The organism is Paenibacillus sp. 01T47 (genome assembly GCF_056398245.1).
In genome coordinates this window covers 1-22,220 of sequence record NZ_JBFTPA010000040.1, presented here as the reverse complement: position 1 = coordinate 22,220, position 22,220 = coordinate 1, and the positions used below count along the sequence as shown (strand labels likewise).

Annotated in this window: 20 protein-coding genes and 1 tRNA gene; 8 read left to right on the top strand and 13 right to left on the bottom strand. The window is 43.6% G+C overall.

Features of this window, described 5'->3' with window-relative positions; genetic code table 11:
- Positions 1-296: 296 nt before the first annotated feature.
- The 5 genes from AC1DOV_RS33670 to AC1DOV_RS33650 form a co-directional block, all read right to left on the bottom strand.
- Complete coding sequence (locus tag AC1DOV_RS33670) at positions 297-800, bottom strand: CYTH domain-containing protein (protein WP_339207116.1); 504 nt, start codon at positions 798-800, stop codon at positions 297-299.
- 21 nt (positions 801-821) lie between these two features.
- Positions 822-1,586, bottom strand: a complete 765-nt coding sequence (locus AC1DOV_RS33665) for an AAA family ATPase (RefSeq protein WP_339207115.1) — start codon at positions 1,584-1,586, stop codon at positions 822-824.
- 44 nt (positions 1,587-1,630) lie between these two features.
- The gene (locus tag AC1DOV_RS33660) at positions 1,631-2,788 is read right to left on the bottom strand and encodes a YecA family protein (protein ID WP_441886829.1); all 1,158 of its coding nucleotides are present in this window, start codon (positions 2,786-2,788) and stop codon (positions 1,631-1,633) included.
- 225 nt (positions 2,789-3,013) lie between these two features.
- A complete protein-coding gene (locus AC1DOV_RS33655) occupies positions 3,014-4,129 on the bottom strand; it encodes a slipin family protein (RefSeq protein WP_477552063.1) in 1,116 nt (371 codons plus the stop codon).
- Positions 4,130-4,649: 520 nt separating this feature from the next.
- Entirely contained in the window at positions 4,650-6,068 is a 1,419-nt protein-coding gene (locus AC1DOV_RS33650; protein WP_477552062.1) for an RtcB family protein, read from the bottom strand.
- Positions 6,069-6,270: 202 nt separating this feature from the next.
- Between AC1DOV_RS33650 and AC1DOV_RS33645 the strand changes: the two genes are divergently transcribed.
- The 3 genes from AC1DOV_RS33645 to katA all read left to right on the top strand — a co-directional run bounded on the left by AC1DOV_RS33645 (position 6,271) and on the right by katA (position 9,933).
- A complete protein-coding gene (locus AC1DOV_RS33645) occupies positions 6,271-7,584 on the top strand; it encodes a helix-turn-helix transcriptional regulator (RefSeq protein ID WP_441886838.1) in 1,314 nt (437 codons plus the stop codon).
- Positions 7,571-8,389 carry a WYL domain-containing protein gene (locus AC1DOV_RS33640; protein ID WP_477552061.1) on the top strand — a complete coding sequence of 273 codons (819 nt, stop codon included), beginning with the start codon at positions 7,571-7,573 and terminating at the stop codon, positions 8,387-8,389. Before AC1DOV_RS33645 ends, AC1DOV_RS33640 begins: the two co-directional genes overlap by 14 nt.
- Before the next feature lie 86 nt (positions 8,390-8,475).
- Positions 8,476-9,933 (top strand): catalase KatA, encoded by a 1,458-nt coding sequence (katA, locus tag AC1DOV_RS33635; RefSeq protein WP_076271792.1) that lies wholly within the window; start codon positions 8,476-8,478, stop codon positions 9,931-9,933.
- Between the two features lie 116 nt (positions 9,934-10,049).
- Here katA and AC1DOV_RS33630 read toward each other — a convergent pair whose 3' ends face one another.
- The 4 genes from AC1DOV_RS33630 to AC1DOV_RS33615 form a co-directional block, all read right to left on the bottom strand.
- Entirely contained in the window at positions 10,050-10,517 is a 468-nt protein-coding gene (locus AC1DOV_RS33630) for an NUDIX domain-containing protein (protein WP_477552060.1), read from the bottom strand.
- Between the two features lie 35 nt (positions 10,518-10,552).
- Positions 10,553-11,176, bottom strand: coding sequence for a WecB/TagA/CpsF family glycosyltransferase (locus AC1DOV_RS33625; protein ID WP_477552059.1), 624 nt, complete (start codon positions 11,174-11,176; stop codon positions 10,553-10,555).
- Between the two features lie 275 nt (positions 11,177-11,451).
- On the bottom strand, positions 11,452-12,135 hold the full coding sequence (gene bshB2 / locus AC1DOV_RS33620; RefSeq protein WP_477552058.1) for a bacillithiol biosynthesis deacetylase BshB2: 684 nt from the start codon (positions 12,133-12,135) through the stop codon (positions 11,452-11,454).
- Positions 12,135-12,479, bottom strand: a complete 345-nt coding sequence (locus AC1DOV_RS33615; RefSeq protein ID WP_076271788.1) for a YojF family protein — start codon at positions 12,477-12,479, stop codon at positions 12,135-12,137. The genes bshB2 and AC1DOV_RS33615 overlap by 1 nt, the downstream gene beginning before the upstream one ends.
- 369 nt (positions 12,480-12,848) lie before the next feature.
- Here AC1DOV_RS33615 and AC1DOV_RS33610 point away from each other — a divergent pair, with 369 nt between their 5' ends.
- The 5 genes from AC1DOV_RS33610 (at position 12,849) to AC1DOV_RS33590 (ending at position 16,999) form a co-directional block, all read left to right on the top strand.
- Positions 12,849-14,546 (top strand): methyl-accepting chemotaxis protein, encoded by a 1,698-nt coding sequence (locus AC1DOV_RS33610; protein ID WP_477552057.1) that lies wholly within the window; start codon positions 12,849-12,851, stop codon positions 14,544-14,546.
- Between the two features lie 71 nt (positions 14,547-14,617).
- On the top strand, positions 14,618-14,842 hold the full coding sequence (locus AC1DOV_RS33605; protein WP_076271786.1) for a hypothetical protein: 225 nt from the start codon (positions 14,618-14,620) through the stop codon (positions 14,840-14,842).
- Positions 14,843-14,931: 89 nt separating this feature from the next.
- Positions 14,932-15,792, top strand: coding sequence for a DUF4358 domain-containing protein (locus AC1DOV_RS33600; protein WP_477552056.1), 861 nt, complete (start codon positions 14,932-14,934; stop codon positions 15,790-15,792).
- Between the two features lie 102 nt (positions 15,793-15,894).
- Positions 15,895-16,383: a sigma-70 family RNA polymerase sigma factor gene (locus tag AC1DOV_RS33595; protein ID WP_477552055.1), complete on the top strand. Its 489-nt coding sequence runs from the start codon at positions 15,895-15,897 to the stop codon at positions 16,381-16,383.
- Positions 16,376-16,999 (top strand): hypothetical protein, encoded by a 624-nt coding sequence (locus tag AC1DOV_RS33590; protein ID WP_477552054.1) that lies wholly within the window; start codon positions 16,376-16,378, stop codon positions 16,997-16,999. Before AC1DOV_RS33595 ends, AC1DOV_RS33590 begins: the two co-directional genes overlap by 8 nt.
- A 2-nt stretch (positions 17,000-17,001) precedes the next feature.
- Here the strand turns inward: AC1DOV_RS33590 and AC1DOV_RS33585 are convergent, their stop codons facing one another.
- From AC1DOV_RS33585 to AC1DOV_RS33570, 4 genes are all read right to left on the bottom strand, one after another.
- Positions 17,002-18,081 (bottom strand): hypothetical protein, encoded by a 1,080-nt coding sequence (locus tag AC1DOV_RS33585; RefSeq protein WP_477552053.1) that lies wholly within the window; start codon positions 18,079-18,081, stop codon positions 17,002-17,004.
- Entirely contained in the window at positions 18,074-19,837 is a 1,764-nt protein-coding gene (locus AC1DOV_RS33580) for a class I adenylate-forming enzyme family protein (protein WP_477552052.1), read from the bottom strand. The genes AC1DOV_RS33585 and AC1DOV_RS33580 overlap by 8 nt, the downstream gene beginning before the upstream one ends.
- Positions 19,838-19,994: 157 nt before the next feature.
- A complete protein-coding gene (locus AC1DOV_RS33575; protein ID WP_477552051.1) occupies positions 19,995-21,494 on the bottom strand; it encodes a DHA2 family efflux MFS transporter permease subunit in 1,500 nt (499 codons plus the stop codon).
- Between the two features lie 443 nt (positions 21,495-21,937).
- Positions 21,938-22,013: transfer RNA gene (locus AC1DOV_RS33570), tRNA-Val, on the bottom strand.
- Positions 22,014-22,220: the final 207 nt, after the last annotated feature.

The following is a 22,220-nucleotide window of genomic DNA, read 5'->3' as shown; positions in this document are numbered from 1 at the left end:
TTAGGCACGCCGCCAGCGTTCGTCCTGAGCCAGGATCAAACTCTCCAAATTGGTGTTTGAAATGCTCATTACTTTTTTATCGCTTTTTTCGCTTATCCCGAAGGATTTGCGAGGCAGTTATTACTCGTTGTTCAGTTTTCAAAGAGCAAACTTTTCTATCGTTTGTCTTGCTTGTTTTGCTTGTTGACCGCGTGTGTCTCTCGGCCAGAAATAGAATATACCATGTACATGCCTAAATGGTCAAGCGTTTAAATAAACTTTTTTGAAAAAACTTCATTTCTATCATAAAACCATCTTTATTCCGTTCCTTTACGCTGCAGTTCACGCCAAACTTTCTTGTTGCTGTACTGACGCTCTGAGCTAATATCCTTGCCAAACCATGCTGGTGCTATGAAAGCATTGGCAGATGCTTCGGAGTCAAACTCAACCTCAAGCACCGAAAGCTCGATTTGGTCATAGGTATCAATCTCAATGATTCGGTCGTTCCATTTTGCAGTCACTCTGTTTTTCGTCAATGGTATGAAACCAAAAGCGTTTACTACCTGTTCATAAATACTGTTCGAAATCGAATATTCAATTTCCTCACGTGATAGACCGTTGCCTAGCTTAAAGGTATGTGTGAATGAAACCTCGCCGCTCGCCAGATCAACAATTCTCCGAACACGAAGCTCCTGATTGTCGTCGATAGCCAAATACGTTTGTTCTATTCTTTGCTCGGAGAGCACCAACAAATCATTTTCTTCTATTAATGCGGTTGGAAACGCCGGCAGCAAAAACTTGCGTTCAATTTCTAATGACATGTATAACAGCTCCTTTTTATATTAGTCTTCCTCCAAGAAAAGCTCATCCAGCATTCTTTCCCTATTGTTAATGAACCTCTTCATAAGCATATAATGATCGGTTTCCTCGAGAGCGGTACGCTCAATCCCTTCAGCAGTCAAATTATAAATCACTGCATCCGGATAAGCCATTAGAATCGGAGAATGTGTTGCAATAATAAATTGTGAGTGCTTCCCTACGAGCTGATTAATTCGTGCAAGCATCGCCATTTGGCGGAAAGGAGAAAGTGCAGCCTCCGGCTCATCCATCATATAGAGACCATTACCGTTAAAGCGGTGGAGGAACGTTGCAAAAAAGGATTCACCATGCGATTGCTGATGGAGCGACTTCCCGCCATATGAATCAATAATGCGTGGTCCACTGCCAAGCTCACGGTCCATTTGGTCAATATTAGTCGCCAAATTATAATAGCTCTCCGCTCGAAAAAAGAACCCATCCCTTGGTTTGTTTACGCTGCGTACAAGCCTCAAATGCTGATGAAGTTCTGAATGCGTAGCTTCTGTAGAAAAATTAAAGTTAATCGTTCCGCCTTCTGGATTGAATCCGAGTCCAATCGCGATCGCTTCCATCAGCGTAGACTTGCCCATTCCATTTTCCCCAACGATGTATGTTACTTTCGGATGGAACTCCAGCTCATCTAAACTCCGGATAGCACTTAAATCAAACGGATAAGAATCGAAGGAGGGTACTGTCTCCCGAAGGAGCTTAACGCTTCTTAAATAAAGACCTTGCTGGCTTTGTCTCATCCTGTACGCCTCCAAGTTCGATTATGCCTTATCTGATTCTACTATTAACCGCAGCACTTTTTGAACTTTTTCCCGCTTCCGCAAGAACAAGGTTCATTACGACCGACTTTTTTCTTCGATTGCATATCGATTACTTCCGCTTGAGCAGCTGGCTTAGGTGCATTATTCAGCACCATGCTCACGTTTGCACGTTTCTCCGCTAGCTCTTCTGGGGAATAACCTTTGATGGCCCATTGCTTCGTGCTGTTCATTAATGGAACGAGCAAATCGGTAATATTCCTCATTGTCTCCGAATTAGGAATTTCAATAAAGTTCTGCGCCAGCTCAATAACAGAAGCTAAAGAATCTCCGTTTCTCGCAGCATCTGTACATTCCTCAGCCATCAAATCAGCTTCTTCACGGTCAATCTCATAACGCTCTAGTACAAAACGGACTAGATTCATATAGTGGCTGTTTCTCTCCACATATTCTGCTTCTCCAGCTTTCAAAAGCTGCTGCTTCGTAAATGGACAAAAATCCAGATCATGTCTAAGGTCTCTTTCTTTCACAATAGCCTCAGAATCTACTACCCGATAGTCTGATATGTAGCCACTCTCTTCAATGAAAAATTGCTCATAGTAATCTTGGGCAGCAAACAAAACGTTCATAATATCATATTGAGCAAGAGGATGATCATCCTCTGAGATTACAAATGATTTCAACTGATCTATCGTCAATGTTCCATAATAATAGAGTAGGCCCTGCGTTAACCGTATCCATTCCGTGTTTCGATTAAGAATGGGCGTTTCCTTTAAGAGGTCCCCCGCTTTAATGAATTCCACCAGTTCGGCTGGCATCATCACAACACGCTTGCCATCTACCGTTCCCGGAAATAAAATACCACGCTCTAGGAAATAAGCATACTGCTGCAATTCAAGAAACGGCTTGTCCCAAATACCTTCGTTTTTCACTATTTTCTGAACAAGCTTCAATCTATTATGATCAAAGCAACGAGTTGCCATTTGTAGATTGTCTGGTATCAGCTCTGAAAGCTTCTCCACAAGCCCCTGCTTATTGAGCGAGCTTAGGTTGCTAATATCCAAATTCGTACGTATTCTAGTTAATTGCTGCTTCGATAATGTGCTTAGCGCATCCGCATAAGACAGTGGATAGGTAAGCGGCGGCCATAATTTTTCCTGTGCTTTATCTTGCTTTGTTGTCATAATAATCTCCTAACTCGTAGATGTATTTCATGCTCTTCTATGAATTATGAGTGGTACACTCAAAAGACATGCAGGTTCAAAGATAACAAAAATCGAAGATGGAATCAAACAAATCTGTTACTAATTTCATCACAAAATGTAAACTCAACCTATAAATTACGGATTCAAACCTAAATAAAAGCCTCACAGATCATCAAGCGATCTACGAGGCTTATTCAAAATCTATCATGATTTATCCATACCTTTTACACTTAACAGCGAATTAAGCTGCTCCAGTAAATTACCGCCGCCAGTGAGCGAGATAGTCCCGATTTTTTCGCAAATTTTCTCAAGAAACTCAAGCTCTTTCAGACGATAGAGTGTGCCGTTCTCATCCATTAGCTTAGCGGTATTTAGCAGGCTTCTAGTAGACGCTGTTTCCTCTCTTCGTGTAATGAGATTGGCTTGCGCCTTCTTCTCAGCAAGCAGTACCGTATTAAGAATGTCCTTAATATCACCCGGCAAAATAATATCTTTGAGGCCCGCCGAAACGAACTGTACACCGTAATGCTCTTTCTGCTCATTCAGACGTGTAAGTACAAAATTTGCGATTTCTTGCTTCATGCGCAGCAGATCGTCCAGCTTTAGAGTACCGACATATTCGCGCAAAATAAGCTGCAGCAAAATGTATACCTGCTCCTCGAACGACTTAATCTGAAATGCTTTTAGCGGGTCAACAACCTTGTACTGGCACACAAAGTTCAGCCGCAGCGTCACCTTGTCCTCCGTCATGATCTCTTGTCCAGTCATGTCCAGCTGAAGCTGGCGCAGATCAACCGTCTTCACCTGCACACTCGTTGGTCCTTTCCAGAAATAATATTTTCCCGGACGAAGCTCGCGTTGCAAAACGTTATTAAAAAATAACAACCCCGTTTCATAGCTTGCCACCTCGAACACTTGCATAAAGCTTTGCAGCCTCGACAGCAGTGATCTATCGATTTCTGATGTCAGTTCTGGATTCCGAATGTCTATACGGATAAATGAATGTTTTTTCATTACATTCCAGAAGCCATAAAGCCCTGGCGTCAGCAATGCGGCAAATTTGCCATCCTCAAAATGCAGTACATACTCATAATCCTGCACATCAGCTATCGTCAGCTGCTCGGCAAGCAGCTCATCGTGGAGAAATAGCTTCAACTCCATATTTGGAACAGCGAAACGCTTCGCAATATTTTGCAAAATAACGGTATCGTCAGAAAATGATGTATGGCGATATACGCCCGGCTGCAAAAGCTTTATGTAACTGCCTTTTTTGAAAAGCAGACCTCGTTCATCGTTCTTGATAATCACTTTTTTAAACATGATTTAACACCTCTTTACACGGTTTGGTTGATCTTTGGAACAGGAGCGCTCCTGCGGCTAGACCGGAATCCGGCTTGAGAAGGGAGCAGAGCAGCTTTACAGCTTCGTTGTCGATAGTCGAGCTCGGATTCACTTTCCATCTGTGCTCGTTCTATGTCTTACTCTGCTATAAGAGGCAGCTGGCTCCAATCGGTATCCACCGATTGCATAGGTTTTGCTGCAGTGATTGTGCCGAGGCATCGTCTGAGTGCTCCTGCTTAAGATCAGATCTACAACATTAGTTCTCCTTTGGAGGGAGTCAGAGTGCTCCGAAGAGCTTTTCGCGGATTAGGCGATTGACAATAGAGGGATTAAGTCCACTCTATCCTGTGGGAGATTAAGACGATATGAGCGATACAGTATACAAGCGCATAGTATGCGCATGCACTGCGGGATTTTTAGAAATCCCAGCCAAGGTACGCCATTCGTACATGAACCTCATCTATTATTGAAGTTATCTTTAATAGCGATTTAATAAAAGCTAGGTGCCTTTTATAGCAGCCATCGGCTTGCATTTGGCTACCACGGCAGCTAAAGAAGCGCCAACAACGCTGTCGATGATCTGATCTACGTCTTTATATGCCTGTGGGCATTCATCGAGAATGGCCTGCAAGGAAGCATGGTTGACGAGTATTTCATCATCCGTCCCAACCTTCAGCGATTGTTCAAACTGATCAACCGTCACCATTTCTTTCGTAGCTTTTCGCGATCTCGCCCGCCCCGCTCCATGGCAAATAGAATAGAAGTTTTTGAGTCCCTCTTCCTTGCCTACCATAATATAAGAGGAAGTTCCCATAGAGCCTGGGATGAGCGCGGGATGTCCCGTCTCCTTGTACACCGGCGTATTTAGAAAATGTCCCGGCGGAAGCGCACGCGTTGCCCCTTTGCGATGGACGAGCATCGGCTGGTTGCGGTGAAACTCCATGAGCGCGTAGTTATGCATCAGATCATAGAGAACCGGCATTTCTGTACTTGCTCCGAACACTTCCTGAAAAGCTTCACGGACACCGAATGCAATCATATGACGGTTGCTTACGGCGAAGTTGAGTGCAGAATACATCAGGTTCAAGTAGGTCTGACCTTCCTGACTCGCAATCGGGGCATAGATCAGATTAGGGTCTGGATTGCTAACTCCCCACTGATTCATCGCTTCCTTAATAACCTTATTGTGTTCGCGTCCAACCATTCCGCCCCATGATCTGGAGCCAGAGTGAATCATGACGACAACCTGACCGTCGAACAAGCCCCATTTTGCCGCCACATTTGCGTATTCCTCATTTATCTCCAAATACTGAATTTCAATGAAGTGATTGCCACTGCCGAGCGATCCGAGCTGCCCACGCGCATATTTCATAATTTTCGGAGGCAGTTGATTTAAATAGGTATGGTCGAAGCCGAACTGGGATTGCTCCACATGCGTCAGCCATTGCTCATTTGGCACATATTTCTCAGGCAGACCCTTCAAGCCATGCTGTACCACACTCATAACATCGATATCGTCGTAGTTCGAGTTCTTACGCTCGTTAGTCGGTACGTATTTCTCGATTGCAGCGATCAATGCTCTACGAATATTTTTGTCAGCAAGCTCACGCTTATGAAGTGATGTTGTATGAACGCGCATCCCACAGCCGATATCAGAGCCGACAATAGAGGGAGATACACAGCCATTTTTCATATTCCAGACCGCAGTCGTCCCAATGCAGGTTCCAATGCCAACGTGGGCATCAGGAGTATAGCTCATATATTGATTTCGAGGAATTTGCAAATTGTTGTTTGCCATTTCATATACTTTGTCCCCAAAGGCTTGGAGCACATCTTCATTCGCAAATACGTGGAGTGAGCCATGCTCAAGCTCCATTTCATGATGATTGCCTCCATGTCTCTTATGCTGCATTATCATCGTAATACCTCCCGTGCTTCAAGCTATACGTGTCATAACTCGTTGGCTTGCTCGCTTCTTATGAGCTTTATATTGCCTGATTTTGGAGACCGTGAACATGGTGAAAGTATTACGATGGAGGAAAATTTTCCTTTTTGTTCAAATTTGCGCTCTTCCTGTTAAGATAGAAAAGAAGAGCGCTTATGATCGGAGGAATACATAAATGGCAAAAGAAAGCTTTGATAAAGAGATCCAGTTTTTGCGGATGCTCGTTCTTACGAGCGGTGCATATAATCGCCAGCAGTATGCGGACAGGCTGGGCATCTCCATCCATACCTTCGATAAAACGATCAAACGTCTGAAAGAGGTTGTGAATAGCGTTTACCAACAGCTGCCTGAGGATAAAGGCAAGGAGTTTGCCGAAACCATTCGTTACAGCTATCTTGATTCTTCGGAACCGATGCTTCTGTTTCTATTTCGCGCCAAATCTCTAAAAGAATCAGAGAGTCAGCGCCTCTCCTTATTGCTTGCTGCTATGCACGAGAAGTCATTCACTGCAATGGAGCTCCTCGATCTATGCTGCAGCAGCATGCCGGAGGAGCTTTCGCTGCCTGACGAAAAAACGATACGAGGCGATTTGAAATATTTAGAGCAAGTAGGCGTCATCAAAAAAGAGTCTGGAACGCGCCCTTTTCGCTATCGGATATACAATGATTTAGTACAGCAGCTCTCACGCGATGAGCTGCTCGATCTTTATGACTTTGTAGACGTTATGGCAAATACCCAAATCCCCTCCGTACAGGGTTATTTGCTGCGTGATGGTGTCAAGAAATACATGAATCGGAATCAGGTCGATTACGGCTCGGTTGAACCCTTCTTATATAAGTACCACTATTACTCTCGTATTTTGGACGAAGCACATCTCTTTACTCTGCTTGCTGCGATACGTCATCGGCGCTCGGTCAGCTTTCTCTATTTTTCGCCGAAAAAAGAAACCAGCTACACATCCAAAAATACGAATCCATTATTTGAGCGCGATACCGAAGGACAGCAGGAAACGCTGCTCCCTCTAAAAGTTGTTTACGATCATCAATATGGCCGCTGGTACCTTCTTGGTCATCACGCCCGCTACGGCATTAAGAAATACCGAATGGAAGGCTTAACCCAAATTTCGGAAGAGGAAGCGTCCCCCGTGGCATTATTCGAGTCCAAAAGAGATGAGCTGGAGCAGCGGATTAAACATAGCTGGCTAATTGATACGGGCAAGCCTGTTCTAGTGCGGGTTCGCTTCTTTCATCCGGGACCTCATATCCCAAGCTTCGTGATGGAGCGTGTTCTGCTCCAAGGACAATGGGGCACTATTTTGGAAGAAAGTGAAGAATCCTTCATCTATGAAATTGAGGTGAACGGAACGATTGAAATCAAGCCTTGGATTAGGAGCTTTGGCTCAAGCTGCGAGGTGCTTGCTCCCATGAAGCTGAGGCAGGAACTGATTGAGGAATGGAAGGAGATAAAAAGCTACTATGAATCCTTTTGAGAAAATATTCAACTATCAGATTTTATCCAAGCTGGAAGGCTCCGGTACGTTCATCATGACTTCGCATGAGCGAAGTTGGCTGAAGACCATGCTTGAGCATCCCGCTGCTGCGGCTGCTTTGTCTCCAGAAACGCTTATTCAAATGAACACTATATTAGAAGAAGATCAATCCTTGGATACTGGCGGGCTTCTGCATAAGGCAGCTAGTAGAGAGAAGCAAGTCTATCATTCTTACCTTCGTCCGCTTCGCCAAGCTATCACTAACAAAAGCCTACTATATATAAGCTATAAAATTAAAGGAGACCGCACCTGTACGGAGCAAAGGGGTCTTCCCTATAAGCTGGAATATTCGATGGTCAAACGGGAATGGTATCTTCTCTGGTACCATATCAATCATCGAACGCTGATGAGCACGAAGCTTGATAACGTGACGGGCAGCAGCGAGCAGGTTTGTCCAACGGAATATTACGAGCAGCTAATTGGTATCGTTCAAGGCTTAATGAAAAAACGCAGCATGAGTGCGAATATTCTTGTTGTTCCCGAATACAACGGGGAGCTCTCGCGCATTTTGTATGCTTTTTCTTGCTTCGAGAAAGAAGTCAGTTACGCTGCCGACTCCAACGAATATACGATTCAATTACACTTTTCAAGCAAGGACAGCGAATATGTTCTATCCAAAACTCGCTTCCTCGGAAAGCGGGTTCGCGTCATCGATGGCGAGCACCTGCGGCGCCGTATGCACGAGTCTGCGACAAAATCCCTAGCACGATATGCACAATTTGACGAAAAATTTTATTTAGAATGATTATAAAATGATATTGATTTCCTCCTATAAAACGGTAACATAAGGTATGAGGCGTAATCATACAAAATCAATGAGGTGAATCTATTATGAGTACTGAGAAGAACAAGCTCACAACTAGCTTTGGCGCTCCCGTTGGAGACAACCAAAACTCGATGACAGCAGGCTCACGTGGTCCCACATTAATTCAGGATGTTCATCTGCTTGAAAAGCTGGCGCATTTCAATAGAGAGCGTGTTCCAGAACGCGTTGTCCATGCCAAAGGCGCAGGCGCACATGGCTACTTTCAAGTTACGCATGATGTCACGTCTTATACGAAAGCCAACTTTTTGTCCGAAGTAGGAAAACGTACTCCAATGTTTATACGTTTTTCAACCGTAGCTGGCGAGCTCGGCTCTGCCGATACGGTGCGCGATCCACGCGGTTTCGCCGTTAAATTTTATACAGATGAAGGAAATTATGATCTTGTCGGCAATAATACACCCGTATTCTTTATTCGTGATGCGATTAAATTTCCAGACTTCATTCATACTCAGAAGCGTCATCCTCAAACCCATTTAAAAAACCCGAATGCGGTATGGGATTTCTGGTCCTTATCGCCTGAGTCTCTGCATCAGGTTACGATTCTTATGTCTGACCGCGGGATTCCTGCTACGTTTAGACATATGCATGGTTTTGGAAGCCACACTTTCAAATGGGTGAATGACCAAGGCCAAGCGGTATGGGTGAAATACCATTTCAAAACAGAGCAAGGTGTTCAAAACATCTCTAATGAGGTAGCTGCCAAAATTGCTGGCGAAAATCCTGATTATCATACCGAAGATTTATTTAATGCAATAGCAAGTGGAGATTTTCCAGCGTGGAAGCTTTATGTGCAGATCATGCCTGAAGAGGATGCGAATACATATCGCTTCGATCCGTTTGACGTAACGAAAGTTTGGTCTCAAAAGGATTATCCATTAATTGAGGTCGGTCGCATGGTGCTTGACCGCAACCCAGAAAATTATTTTGCAGAGGTGGAGCAAGCGACATTCTCGCCAGGATCATTTGTTCCAGGTATTGAAGCTTCCCCGGATAAAATGCTCCAAGGACGTCTCTTTGCTTACTCCGACGCTCATCGTTACCGTGTTGGCGCCAATCATAATCAGCTGCCAATTAATCGCCCTGTCGCTCCGGTGAACAATCACCAGCGCGATGGCCAGATGCGTGCAGACGGCAACGGAGGAGCATCGATTTATTACGAGCCTAACAGCTACGGCGGACCAACAGAGTCGCCGGAAAACAAGCCAACTCCGTTCGAAGTGTCAGGAAATGCAGACAGCGCTCCTTTTGACCATCATGACCACTACACACAAGCTGGCGACCTTTATCGCCTTATCAGCGAAGAGGAACGTGCCCGCCTTATTGATACGATCGTCGGCGCTATGAAGCCCGTTGAGAAAGATGAGATCAAGCTTCGTCAGATTGGCCATTTCTTCAAAGCAGACCCTGATTTTGGCCAACGCATTGCTGAAGGACTTGGCTTGTCCATCTCACAGCAATCATAATTTCTTATATATCGCATCATCCAGCCTTGCAGCTTTCGAATCCATTTCGAGAGCCGCAAGGCTTTTTTGTTTGAAGTTATGGTGGCTCGGGACGGAATCGAACCTTACATGTTCATTTATGTTCTTTTGATATACTCATCATATTGTCGATCTTCTTTCCATCGCGTATGAATTTCAAATACGCCATCCTCAAAAAAGAGCGGTATTCGCCTTCTAAATGAATCTTGCATAGGGATTGAATCGAGCGCATTGACATGTATCCATTCGGCTTTCCCTTCTTTATGGTCGGCCAGAAGATCGCCTTCAAATTCTGAAGTGATGTAATTAAATATCATATATCTTTCAGGCTTAAACGGGTTGATATATTCCGCAAGTCCCTTATATTTTAAATTTCTTACGGTTAAACCCGTCTCTTCTTTCACTTCACGGATCGCCCCGTCCACAGGGCTTTCAAAAAACTCTACCCTGCCGCCAGGTGCAATATATCCACTGAAATCGTCATGTGTACGATTCATCAACAATACTTTTCTTCCATGCGTAATTAAACAAACCGTAAATATTTTATGCGGAATGATGTGATCCAATTAATCTTCCTCCGTAGGTGTATATTAAGCCATGATTATAATCCGTTTCTATCTTTGAATAACAATGCTTTCATTGCAAAGCGAGGTAAAATTAATTGCCTCTTCCATCTAGAAGGCTGCTTTATTAACCGGTAAAGCCATTCCAAATTTAACTTTTGCCAAATTAAAGGCGCTCGTTTTACGGTTCCAGCAATCGTATCCAGACTCCCGCCAACGCCTATAGCAACCCTAGCATTGAGACTATTTTTAAACGTATGAATCCAAAATTCAGCTTTAGGCGCACCTAAGGCAACGACTAAAACATCAGGACTCAAGCTTGCAATTTCATTCACAATTTTCACGTCATCCTTAGGTTCAAAAAAACCATGATGCCTTCCAACAATAGACACGTTTGGGTATTTCATATTTATTACTTCTGAAGCCTTTTTACTCGTCAACTCACTTGCGCCCAAAAGATAGAACGACCAGCATTTTTTGTTTCCCATCTCCAAAAGGTTAATAAGAAGATCGCATCCCGTAACACGTTCTGGCAGCGGATTCCCCTTTAACCGAGAGACCATGACGATGCCTGCACCATCAGCAGTAAGGTGTGCCGCGTCGTTAATAATGGAACGAAGCTCTAAATTTTGCTGACAAGACATACTGATTTCTGGATTCAACGTCACCACGTGGAAAAGCTCTTTTTTTTCTCTTTAATAACTTCGTCAATCAAATCGACAGTTTCACCCATCGTTATTTTAGGGATGGGAATGCCCATAATTAGCGAATGATTTTCCATTAGATCCACCTTGGTTTTTTATCCACATTCTAGCTAGATGAGTAACTCAAACTATCTAGCTCTTTCATGCTCTGATGAAATCGCTGCCGATCCAACAGAAAAAAAAAGCTCTAAGGACAATTCCTTAGAGCTGCTTATCTTATTTATGAATATTTATTAGGCGAATGGGTAGACCCAGAAACGCTCCGTTCCAAAGCGCTCTTGTATTTCCGCATCCTGAAGGGTTTTATTGCCCATTAACTCGGCCGCTTGAAACTGGGAACGATGTGCTTGTATCGAAGCCATTTTTTGATGCAAAAAAGGTTTAATATCATTCACGATTTGAGGTTTCCCAATCGCTTGTTGATGGTTTTTGGAAAAAGCTACGCAATATACAATTGGCCTCTCCGCTTGCGGCAGCCTGCCGACTGTCCTAATGACGGACGCCCCGCATGCATCGTGGTCGGGATGAACGCTGTAGCCTGGATAAAAAGTGTACACAATTGATGGATTCAGCTCCTGAATAAGAGCTTTTATTTGCCCATCCAACTGCTCATGATCTTCAAATTCGAGCATTTTATCATGAAAACCAAGCATTCTCAAATCTTGTATGCCGATGGCTTGGCATGATTCCTCCAGTTCAAGCTTGCGTATAGCGGGTAAAGTGACCCGATTGGCGAACGGGGGTATTCCCATATTTCGGCCCATTTCCCCAAGTGTCAAGCAAGCATAGGTCACATGAGCTCCATCTTGGATATGCTTAGCCAGTGTCCCCGAAACGGAGAAAGCCTCATCATCCGGATGTGGCAGTATAACTAAAATATTATTTTGTCCCACAGAATTTCTAATCTCCTCTCTCATCAGAAGGGTTCCTTGCTTAATTGCAGTGATACGACAAGTTTTCCTTGCCCATCATGGCCTGCCAGAATCAGCCGCTCCGGTTCGTTTTCATCCCAGTGGGTAAGCCCCTCCGAGTATACCCAGCCTTGCGACATTTTCAAGCCAACCCGATAAGGCCCGCTCCCTGCAATCGAACCGTGAGAATAACGAATCACCACATTCGTAAGGAAATTGGCTGCTGGATGCTTTGAGCTGTCGAGATGAGCAGCGTAAGCACCTGTAGTCATTTCAAGATGAATAAAAAGTTCCTGATTTTTAAAGCTATCTATCCTCTGCTGCACCTTTTCTTGATTAATCAGCTGCAACTTTATCCCTCCCCATATTTCAGAAAAACCATATCAATAAATCGGATACTGAAACAATTTTATCATATTTGCACGAAAAGAAATAACGAGTGCTGAATGCTTGCAACTTTAAACAAGAGACTAGTTGATTTCTCAACTTGAACAAGTCATATACTTACCCTTGGTGAATATATATACCTATTATTCGCGTGGTTCTACCGAACTAGATTGTCGAAAGTATATATGATATACTAACTTACAAATTTATAGAACATACACACTAGATTTTACCATTCATATTCTTTCGGAGGCGATCATTACAACAGTAATCCTGCACATCTTGCCAATACCCCATCGCATCTTTTATAAGAATTTTACTGGAGGTTACCTATGAGAAACCTAACGATTAGCAAAAAACTGCTCGGAGGATTTATTGCTATCCTTATATTATTAACTATGATTTTGAGCATTAATTTAACTCAGCTCACATCGCTTAATCGTACATATACAGAATTAATTGAAGATCGAACACAAAAAATGCTGCATATTAAGAACATGGTCATAGCTGTAAAATCAGAGCAGGTTGCCATACGAGTTTACGCCATGCTTGGTGATCAAACGTCGCTAAACGGAATAACTGCTGCTCATGAAAATTATATGAACATCAGCAAGCAGCTGGCATCTACATTCTATACTCCTACAATGATTGACTCACTCAAGCAAGCCGATCTCATCGAAAATGAGTATTTTCAGCTTCTTGAAAAGGTTATCAGTCTCAAAAAGGAGAATCAAGAGAAGGAGTATACCACTCTTCTTGCGAACCAGGGACGCACCATAACAACAAAGATTGAGAAAATTCTTACGGACATGGAAACCTATCAACAAGAGCAGCTGAACATAGGCTCAGCGAAAGCATCCAAACAAGTGGACGAAGTCATCAGCTTCATCATTACACTCGGGATCATCGCTCTTGTGCTTGGCATATCCATCGCTTTGTTAATAGGCCGACTCATCACCAGACCCATTATTCAAGTCGTAAAAGCTGCGGAGAAGATTGCTTCTGGGGATCTTACAGGCAAAGCCATTATTATAAAAAATAAAGATGAAACGGGTATGCTTGCGAGTTCGTTTAACACGATGTCCGATAATCTTAGAGCTTTGATTAAACAAGTTGATTCCAATGCGGAGCAAGTAGCCGCATCCTCAGAAGAACTAAGCGCAAGCGCCGAACAAACATCGCTTGCAACGGAGCAAATCGCGGTCACTGTACAGGATGTTGCCTCAGGCGTTGAACAGCAAGTGAAGCTTGTGAACGAAAGCTATCAGACGATTAATGATATGTCGATTGGATTTCAGCAAATTGCTGAGAATACAGATACTGTCTCTTCCAAAGCTTCCGAAGCGTCAGAGAAGGCAACCCTTGGGAACGAATCGATTAAAACAGCCGTTGCGCAAATGGGTTCAATAAATGATACGGTCAATGGGCTTGCTTCGGTTATTGCGGAGCTTAATGGACAATCAAATGAAATCAACCAAATTGTTGGTGTCATATCGGATCTCTCCACACAAACCAATCTGCTCTCACTGAACGCTGCTATCGAGGCAGCAAGAGCTGGCGAGCATGGGCGCGGCTTTGAGGTCGTCGCAACGGAGGTGCGAAAGCTATCCGTACAATCGACACAATCAGCTAAGCAAATCGAGTCGCTCATCTCTACGATACAGATTGAAATGCATAATGCTGTTCAGTCTATGGAAGCTGTAACCAAGGAAGTGTTGTCAGGTATTTCTCTTGTTACTACAGCAGGAGAATCATTTGAATATATACAAAATGCCGTTAATGATGTTGCTTATGAATCCGTGAAGGTTTCCTCGGCTGTGCAGCAGCTAACCGCTGGAGTTGACGAAATTACCGGTTCAATGAAAATGATTTCCGAGGTGACCCAAAACTCCGCGGCAGGTACAGAGCAGGTTATCGCCTCTACGCAGGAGCAGCTATCCTCTATCGAAGAGATATCCGCCTCCTCTAGTGCACTTGCAAAAATGGCGGAGGATTTGCAGCATAACGTGAATCGCTTCAAAACGAGTTAAAAGAACGAATGTTTTACCTCCGGCTTTTTATGGTATACTGCTACAATATTAATATGCTGGAGGTTTGCCTTATGAAAATTTATGTTATTCAATCATTCAATGAGGATGGTTTGGAAAATGTGTATGTAGGCTCAGATGAGGAAAAAGCATTATCGCTCAAAGCAGCTGACTTTGACAACTGCGATGCCCTCTTCGTTGAAATCTGGGAGGACGGCGGCAAAACAGATGATTTCCGCCTTGTAGAATCGCCCGAAGAAGATGAGGCAGACGATACAAATAGTGAAGAGATTCAGTAGTTCCGATCACCAATAACAAGTAAATGTGCAACCTTTTGTCGAACACTGTCGTCTAGTGTTCGACTTTTATTTTTTAAGGAGAGACATACATGCTACATATGAAGAAATCGTTATCCAAAATGGCTGTACTCGCACTCACAGTATCGATGCTCGCTGCAGGCTGCAGCGATGCCGGGAAAGAACCGGCAAAAAATGCATCAGGCAATGAGACAGCGGTTACAGAACAGCCCACCGTACCTCCTGCAACAGAAGCTCCAACGGAAACCGAAACTCCACCTGCTACGGAAGAACCTGCTAGTGATCAGGCAACAACTGAACCTGCAGCAACTGAAAAACCAACTGCAACTGACACAAGCAAGGAAAATGAAGCTGGCGTAAAACCTTCAGCTACTGCAAAACCGACCGAAAAACCATCAGGTGCAAAACCTGAACAGAAACCGGCTGCAACAGCGAAGCCTACACAAAAACCGACGCAAAAACCAACAGTCAAACCAACACAAAAACCGAGTGCTACACAAAAACCTAGTGCAACGCCTAAACCTCCTGTAAAGCCTTCTACGGACATTAAGGTTTCGGATATCACGACAAAAATTACGACCGATCTTGAATTTCCGATGCTTGGTAATGTAGAAGCTGAGCGTTTGAAGGATGTTTTCGGAACGGATTTTGATGGTCTCGTGACCGAAGGCGTCTACTTGCAGGCGATGATGAACGTTAAAGCTACTGAGCTCGCTATCGTCAAGTTGAAATCCGATAAAAGCTACGATGCTGTAGCTAAAGCTTTTGAGGCACGCGCAGCAGACATTCAAAAAACGTTTGAAACCTATTTGCAGGATCAATATGAGGATGCTAAAAACTACAAAATTGTTAGAAACGGAAACTACGTAATGCTGTCCATCTCGCATGATCAGGATGCAGTAGTGAAGATTTTCAACAGTTTCTTCAAATAATACTTTATTCACAAAAACCTGACCGACAGCGGTCAGGTTTTTTTATGGTTTTGAAACATTTTGCCTTGGTTGATCGTGTTAGGTGTGAAGGAGTCGACGATCATGCCAAATGAGTATTCAGATGAATATTTAACCCAGCTTGTTCAACGTTATGCGGATATGATAATGCGTATTGCTTTCACCTATCTTAAAAACAACGCAGACGCTCAGGATGTATGCCAAGAGGTATTTATAAAAGTTGTTAAGCTGCAAAAGACGTTCGAGCTGGCCGAGCATGAGAAGGCGTGGATTATTCGAGTTACGATTAACGCTTGCAAGGATATGCTGCGCAGTCCATGGAAAAGATTCTTTTCTCCCATTCGTGATGCATCTATTCCGATCCAACATTCAGACAACAGAGAAGTTGTTGCCCGCGTCTTAGAGCTGGATCAAAAATACCGGATCGTCATTTACCTCTATTATTTTGAAGATTACAGCACCGCAGAAATAGCCCAGTTATTGAACAGAAACGAGAGCACAGTAAGAACACAGCTTAAGCGCGCTCGTGAAATGTTAAAAGGGAGCATGATTGGAGGATTCGCTAATGAATAGATACATAAGCGGAATGAAGGAAATTCAGGCTGGCGATGAGATGAAGAAGCAGATGATTCACTCCGTACAACAGCAGTCAGCGAGAAAACGCAAAACGTTATCCATAAAAAAAACAGCAGCCCTATCGGCCGCTGCTTGTATAATTGTTTTTTTGGTTGTGCTTGGAGCATCCTTATTGCAGCATGAGAACAAAAAAACAGCATTTGGCGGTTTCGTTATTACGGCCTATGCCGCAGATGGCACATCGATTGAGATGAAGCCTGAAACTCAACTTCCGCTAGGAAAATATAGTCCGCTAATGAGCAGTGTACCCGGTTTTCCAATTCGCATCGTTGCAGATGAAGCAGACATCATTGCAATTACCGTTACAGAAGGAAATCTTCTTCTTTGGTCCCCTTCAGACTCCAAGGTCATTCAAAAAGGAAAAAGCATGAAAACTACATCCGGTACTATTGTATACTGGACTCCTCTTGAAGAGGGCGAAGAACATTCTCTTAGTCAATCAGCTACGGTTTCAGTAACAGCCCTCGCGGGCAAAAAAGAGCTGGGTCGCCATGACATTGAAATAAACACGGATGATAGGCTAAATTATAGCGGAGTGGTCAAAACGCCCTAATCTTAGGATGCCATATTTCTTGTCTGCCGAGCAGAGAACGTTCTTGAGCTTGCACGCAGCAGCATTGTAACAGCTATGCATTCCAATAAGGTCATGAGCATCAGTGTGAAATCCTGCAAAACACTCATACTGTCAACACTCCAGCCTAGCAGAGAAAGATTGGTCCGCATGAATAAGATATGACCAAAAAACGTTACGATGCTGAACAAACTGATTATTTTATGATAAGTCTGAACGGCTGGAAGCTCTATTTTAATCATTCCATAAAAAAGAAGCAGTGTATTCGGCAACATACTGAATGCCAGCTTATAATCTGTTGTCCATTCACTAAATCGAAGCAGCAGCAGCGTCTCCACTACCGTTAAGCCCAATGCAAAAATCAGAATAGGTTTTACTTTTATTTGCATAAGCGATGTCTCATACTTTGCCAGTAATACACCCAAAGCCACGAACGTGAAGCCAAAGCCGATATATCTCGTCGCAAACAAATACAAATAATCGATGTAGGCAGGGTCGATCGCGGGAAAGCTCTCAGCTGTTATACCGAATAACGTTTTTAAGCTTCCTGAAACAAACTGCATGCCAACAAATCCAGTCAGCGTCAATATAAGAGCAAGGCGAATGTATTGCTTTTGGATAAGCCAATAAGCCGTTAATATACCAAACACAAGCGGCGGGATAAACCAAAATTGAACGAATGGTCCGTTTAGGAAAAATGCGATAAACAGTACCTTCGCTTGGATAAAGAGATTTCCTGCCGACCAGCCGTCGCTAATCAGCTTAGGAGCGATGCTCTCTGCAACAAACAGACAACAAAATAAGCAATATACGATTCCAATACGCAGCAAATATTTTTGAATATAAAGCCTTGGATTTGCTGCATGGCTCCAGCCTTTATAGGCAAGAAAACCTGCTACAACATAGAAACATGGCACAACTATTCTTGTAGCAAGACCAGAAAACTGGACAATCGCTTGCCCCGGCATTAAAGCCATATAGCGTAAAAGCATAAGATGCGCTACAAGCACAAGCAAGGAACCCGCCAGCTTGAATAACGTTATCCCTGGATAGTATTTACGCATTTCTTCTCAGCTCCCCTGTCCCATTCAGAACCAACGATTTAATTTCAGCCACTGAAATTTTACCCGTCGGTGAGAGAGGGAATACAGGCAAAAACACATAATAACGCGGCAGCTTAAACGTCGATAAATATGGAGCCAAATCATTTTTCAGCACACTATCGCTTAGAGTCGCTCCCTGCTTCGCTACAATACAAGCGCAAACTTGCTCACCATAAAGCTCATCCGGGACACCTATGACGAATGCATCCTCCACATCTTTATGTCGCAGCAGCACATTCTCAATTTCTACCGGAGAAATTTTTTCTCCGCCTCTAATAATCGTTCTGTGAAGCCTGCCTGTAATCGTTAAATGTTTCCGCTCATCCAGAAACCCTAAATCTCCGGATCGATACCACCCATCTGCCGTCATACTAGCCCTATCGTTAGTCTCGCTTGTGTAACGCATAACCCGATGACTTCGAATCGCAATCTCGCCATGCTCATGCGGCGGCAGCGCCTCTCCCGTCTCCGGATTTAATATTTTCACCTCTACAACCTTATCCACTCTTCCCCCAATGCTGTATGACCCCTTTTCGAATTCCTTATATTGAATGAGTCCGTTTAAAAGATTTAAGTGCCTCAGCAGCTTATAAAGCAAATATAAAATAATATTTTGCCTCCGATTCACGAAACAAGTCCCATTAGCGACTGCACCTGCTTCCGAAGAGCCATAGCTTACCATAAAAAAGTAGAGGTTCAAGCCTTTCATTATTTTTTGCAATATCGTATTGTTAACTGCTGCTGAAGTAAATGCTACCCCTAGCAGTGATTTCAAATTGTAATCCTCTCTTTTTGGAGAAAGTACCATTTGTTGAATCATATATGGCGTACCTATAAGGACTTTACACTTTTCCTTCTCCACCGCTGACAGAGCATTTATGGGATTAAAGTGGCTGAGCATGACCAACCGAATATTGTATGTTTTTAAGCTTGCAAATAATGTACCAAATCCTCCTAGATGATAAAGCGGCAATAAATTCATAACCGAGAAATGACGAGTAAAGCGATCACTGATTTTCATAAGCATGGCAATGCTTTTCTTTGGTTTACCCGCATTTTCAACAGCCAATAAGAAGGAAGCCGTGGAACGCAATACCCCTTTGGGAAGGCCCAGCGTCCCCGATGTATAAAGCAGAATAAGCGGATCACTTGAGACATTCATATCACAGGCGGTTAAAAACAACTGTTCATCTATAGCTGCGCCAAGCAGCCGTAAATCTGAATAGGGCTGAAATAGCTCGTTTGCTTTCCCCTCTTCCTCCAGTACAAAAATATGCTTCGGGAACCAATTCTGATCTACTCCCTCTTTATGTAAATCCACTATTATTTCCTGCATGATCGTTGGATAATGGACATGCTGTCCTTGAGCTCCCATAATGATGGCTGCAGGGCGAGAATCTTTTAAATAATGCTCAAGCTCTTGTTTCTTAGAGTATGTATTAAGCGGAACAATGATAGCGCCAACGCAGGCCGCTGCAAACATCGAAATAATCATTTCCGCCCTGCCAGGCATAATGATTACGATGGAGTCGCCTTTTTTAACCCCTAGTTGAATAAAGCTTTTCGCCAGCAAGCGCACCTCTTCCCAAATCATTAGCCATGTATAATGCTGATCAGCAGCTGGGTAACTGTATGCCACATCATGAGGATAATCTGCTGCTCTTTTTTGCAACATATACGGAATGGTGTCCCCGCTCAAGCTACTTTTGTTTATCATTGCCTTTACCCCCGTGTCTATAAAATAAACCTATTATTGTGAAGTGTCATACTGTGAACATTTATAATATAACACCGAGTCGGTTCTTAATAAAGAACAATTTTATAAAAAAAACGTCGAAAGGGCTTTTATAACAGCTCTTTCGACGCAATACTTATTATTTGGCAGAAACTGGGGATGGTACTGGTTTTGTTATTGTTTTTTCTTTTACCACGTTGTCCTTGATGTCATCCTTACGCTTCGCCTTGCCCACGAATAAACTAAGCGGCAATGCGACGACTGCTACCAACGTAGCAACAACATATACATCGTTAATGCTCATCGTGAAGGACATCATTTCAATGTGCAGCTTATCAACATCGCCAGCCTTCATGAAGTCGGTAGCATGTGTAATCGACCTTGATGCAAGCATCGTTGTAAAGATAGCAATCGCGAATGAGCCAAACACGTTACGCGTCCAGTTCGTTATCGCAGAAGCATGCCCCGACAGCTCCGCTGGGATTTGCTCCATTGCGGCGTTGCTTGATGGCATTACGACAAGTGCGATCCCGATGTTACGAACGATCATCCACCAGATGATGTAGGCATGCGATACATCAAGACTTAGCCAGCTTAACGCCAGCGTACCGATTGTCAGCAGCACAATACCGCTAGACATAAGCCAGCGCGGACCAATGATGCCGTACAGCTTGCCGACAACGGGCATAAGCAGTGCCATTGCCAGGGAAGCCGGCAATAAAATCATGCCCGTATCCATCGCGGATACATGCTGTATTCTTTGAAGAAATACGGGTGTGAGCAATGTTCCGGAATACAAGCTGATTGTTATAATATTAGCGATAATGGCATTAAGCGTAAAACGACCATTTTTGAATACGCGTAGATTAAGCAGTGGCGTTTCAGCCCGCAGCTCTCGCCATATAAATAGTATCAGTGAAATGCCGCCGATTACGAACAATGAAACAATTTTCCATGAGCTCCAGCCCCAGTTATGGCCTTGCCCCAGTGCAAGCAGCAAGGATGAGCTGCTCATGATAACCGTTAGGAAACCTAGCAAGTCGAAGCTCTTCGGAACGTTCATCCGATAATAAGGAATGTATGCATATACGCAGCCGATTGCGATCAGGCCGATTGGCACGTTCATCAGAAACAGCCAGTGCCAATTCATGTTCTCCAATATCCAGCCGCTGATTGTAGGTCCAAATGCAGGAGCCAGCATTGCAGATAGTCCCCAAAATGCGATTGCCATCGCCTGTCTATCTTTTGGAATGATTTGATAAATGATCGACATTGTTGCCGGTATAATTAAACCACTGAATGCCCCTTGCAGTACACGGAACAAAATGAGCGAGCCTTCGCTCCAAGCCGATGCACACAATATTGACGTTAAGGTAAACCCAATTAATGAGAATAAGTATAGTCGTCTATAGCTGAATCTCTCCCCTAAATAACCAGCAATTGGAGCTGTAGTTCCCATTGCGAGCATAAAGCCAGTTAACGTCCACTGAACGGAGCCCAGAGTCGTATCAAAATGGTCCTTCAAAATTTCGAGCGCCAAATTTATCGTAGCCGAAGCCAATACGCATAAAAAGGACCCGATAAAAATAGCAGTCATTACTGGCCAAAAACGCACTTTCATGCCTTCTGCTTGGTTCATCTGTTTGTTCCACTCCTTATATATTTACTTTAGAACTTAACTATTATAGTTTAGCGCTAAAGTAATTTCAATGAAAATTATTATATTGTAAAATTTTTCTTTTAACCCCTGTTTAGGACTCGTTTCATGCCGTCTCCATTCGGCTGTGGGAGCAACCGTAGCGCTTTTGAACAACAGGTCCAGCTTCCCTGTTTCTAGGCGTCCATACCCGGCTGTGGACGTTGTAATACAGCACTAGGCATCAATGATTCTTCAATCCTGTAACTGATCAGCTGAGTTACGCCCCTTGTACGCAAAATAGGGCTGCCTACTATCCATTTCCCAGGATAGAGGGCAACCCTTTTTATATTCGTTCATATGAAATTAACGTATCTCCAGTGAAAAGCTGTTCTGAAAATAAAAAAACATTGTTCACAAGGAACAATGGCATGTTAAAAAAGTAATGGTGGAGGATGACGGGATCGAACCGCCGACCCTCTGCTTGTAAGGCAGATGCTCTCCCAGCTGAGCTAATCCTCCATGGAAACACTAAAACCCACTGCGAGTGGGAGTCTTGCTTCATTGTGCGTTTTGCACATTGAAAACTGGATACGAAAGATTAGGCTTGCTGAAGCCTTTATGCTGCTGTCTACTGGATGTATGGGTCACAGTAAACGTGTTTAGGATAAGCCCTCGACCGATTAGTATTCGTCAGCTACACACATTGCTGTGCTTCCACCCCGAACC

What these genes read in the sequence shown, in the direction of transcription:
- AC1DOV_RS33645 (WP_441886838.1), top strand. Translation starts at nt 6,271, where the DNA reads ATGGCAAAAGAAAGCTTTGATAAAGAGATCCAGTTTTTGCGGATGCTC.
- AC1DOV_RS33580 (WP_477552052.1), bottom strand. Translation starts at nt 19,837, where the DNA reads ATGATAAACAAAAGTAGCTTGAGCGGGGACACCATTCCGTATATGTTG.
- AC1DOV_RS33575 (WP_477552051.1), bottom strand. Translation starts at nt 21,494, where the DNA reads ATGAACCAAGCAGAAGGCATGAAAGTGCGTTTTTGGCCAGTAATGACT.
- AC1DOV_RS33655 (WP_477552063.1), bottom strand. Translation starts at nt 4,129, where the DNA reads ATGTTTAAAAAAGTGATTATCAAGAACGATGAACGAGGTCTGCTTTTC.
- AC1DOV_RS33590 (WP_477552054.1), top strand. Translation starts at nt 16,376, where the DNA reads ATGAATAGATACATAAGCGGAATGAAGGAAATTCAGGCTGGCGATGAG.
- AC1DOV_RS33585 (WP_477552053.1), bottom strand. Translation starts at nt 18,081, where the DNA reads ATGCGTAAATACTATCCAGGGATAACGTTATTCAAGCTGGCGGGTTCC.
- AC1DOV_RS33640 (WP_477552061.1), top strand. Translation starts at nt 7,571, where the DNA reads ATGAATCCTTTTGAGAAAATATTCAACTATCAGATTTTATCCAAGCTG.
- AC1DOV_RS33660 (WP_441886829.1), bottom strand. Translation starts at nt 2,788, where the DNA reads ATGACAACAAAGCAAGATAAAGCACAGGAAAAATTATGGCCGCCGCTT.
- AC1DOV_RS33665 (WP_339207115.1), bottom strand. Translation starts at nt 1,586, where the DNA reads ATGAGACAAAGCCAGCAAGGTCTTTATTTAAGAAGCGTTAAGCTCCTT.
- AC1DOV_RS33605 (WP_076271786.1), top strand. Translation starts at nt 14,618, where the DNA reads ATGAAAATTTATGTTATTCAATCATTCAATGAGGATGGTTTGGAAAAT.
- bshB2 (WP_477552058.1), bottom strand. Translation starts at nt 12,135, where the DNA reads ATGAGAGAGGAGATTAGAAATTCTGTGGGACAAAATAATATTTTAGTT.
- AC1DOV_RS33670 (WP_339207116.1), bottom strand. Translation starts at nt 800, where the DNA reads ATGTCATTAGAAATTGAACGCAAGTTTTTGCTGCCGGCGTTTCCAACC.
- AC1DOV_RS33610 (WP_477552057.1), top strand. Translation starts at nt 12,849, where the DNA reads ATGAGAAACCTAACGATTAGCAAAAAACTGCTCGGAGGATTTATTGCT.
- AC1DOV_RS33650 (WP_477552062.1), bottom strand. Translation starts at nt 6,068, where the DNA reads ATGATAATGCAGCATAAGAGACATGGAGGCAATCATCATGAAATGGAG.
- AC1DOV_RS33600 (WP_477552056.1), top strand. Translation starts at nt 14,932, where the DNA reads ATGCTACATATGAAGAAATCGTTATCCAAAATGGCTGTACTCGCACTC.
- AC1DOV_RS33595 (WP_477552055.1), top strand. Translation starts at nt 15,895, where the DNA reads ATGCCAAATGAGTATTCAGATGAATATTTAACCCAGCTTGTTCAACGT.
- katA (WP_076271792.1), top strand. Translation starts at nt 8,476, where the DNA reads ATGAGTACTGAGAAGAACAAGCTCACAACTAGCTTTGGCGCTCCCGTT.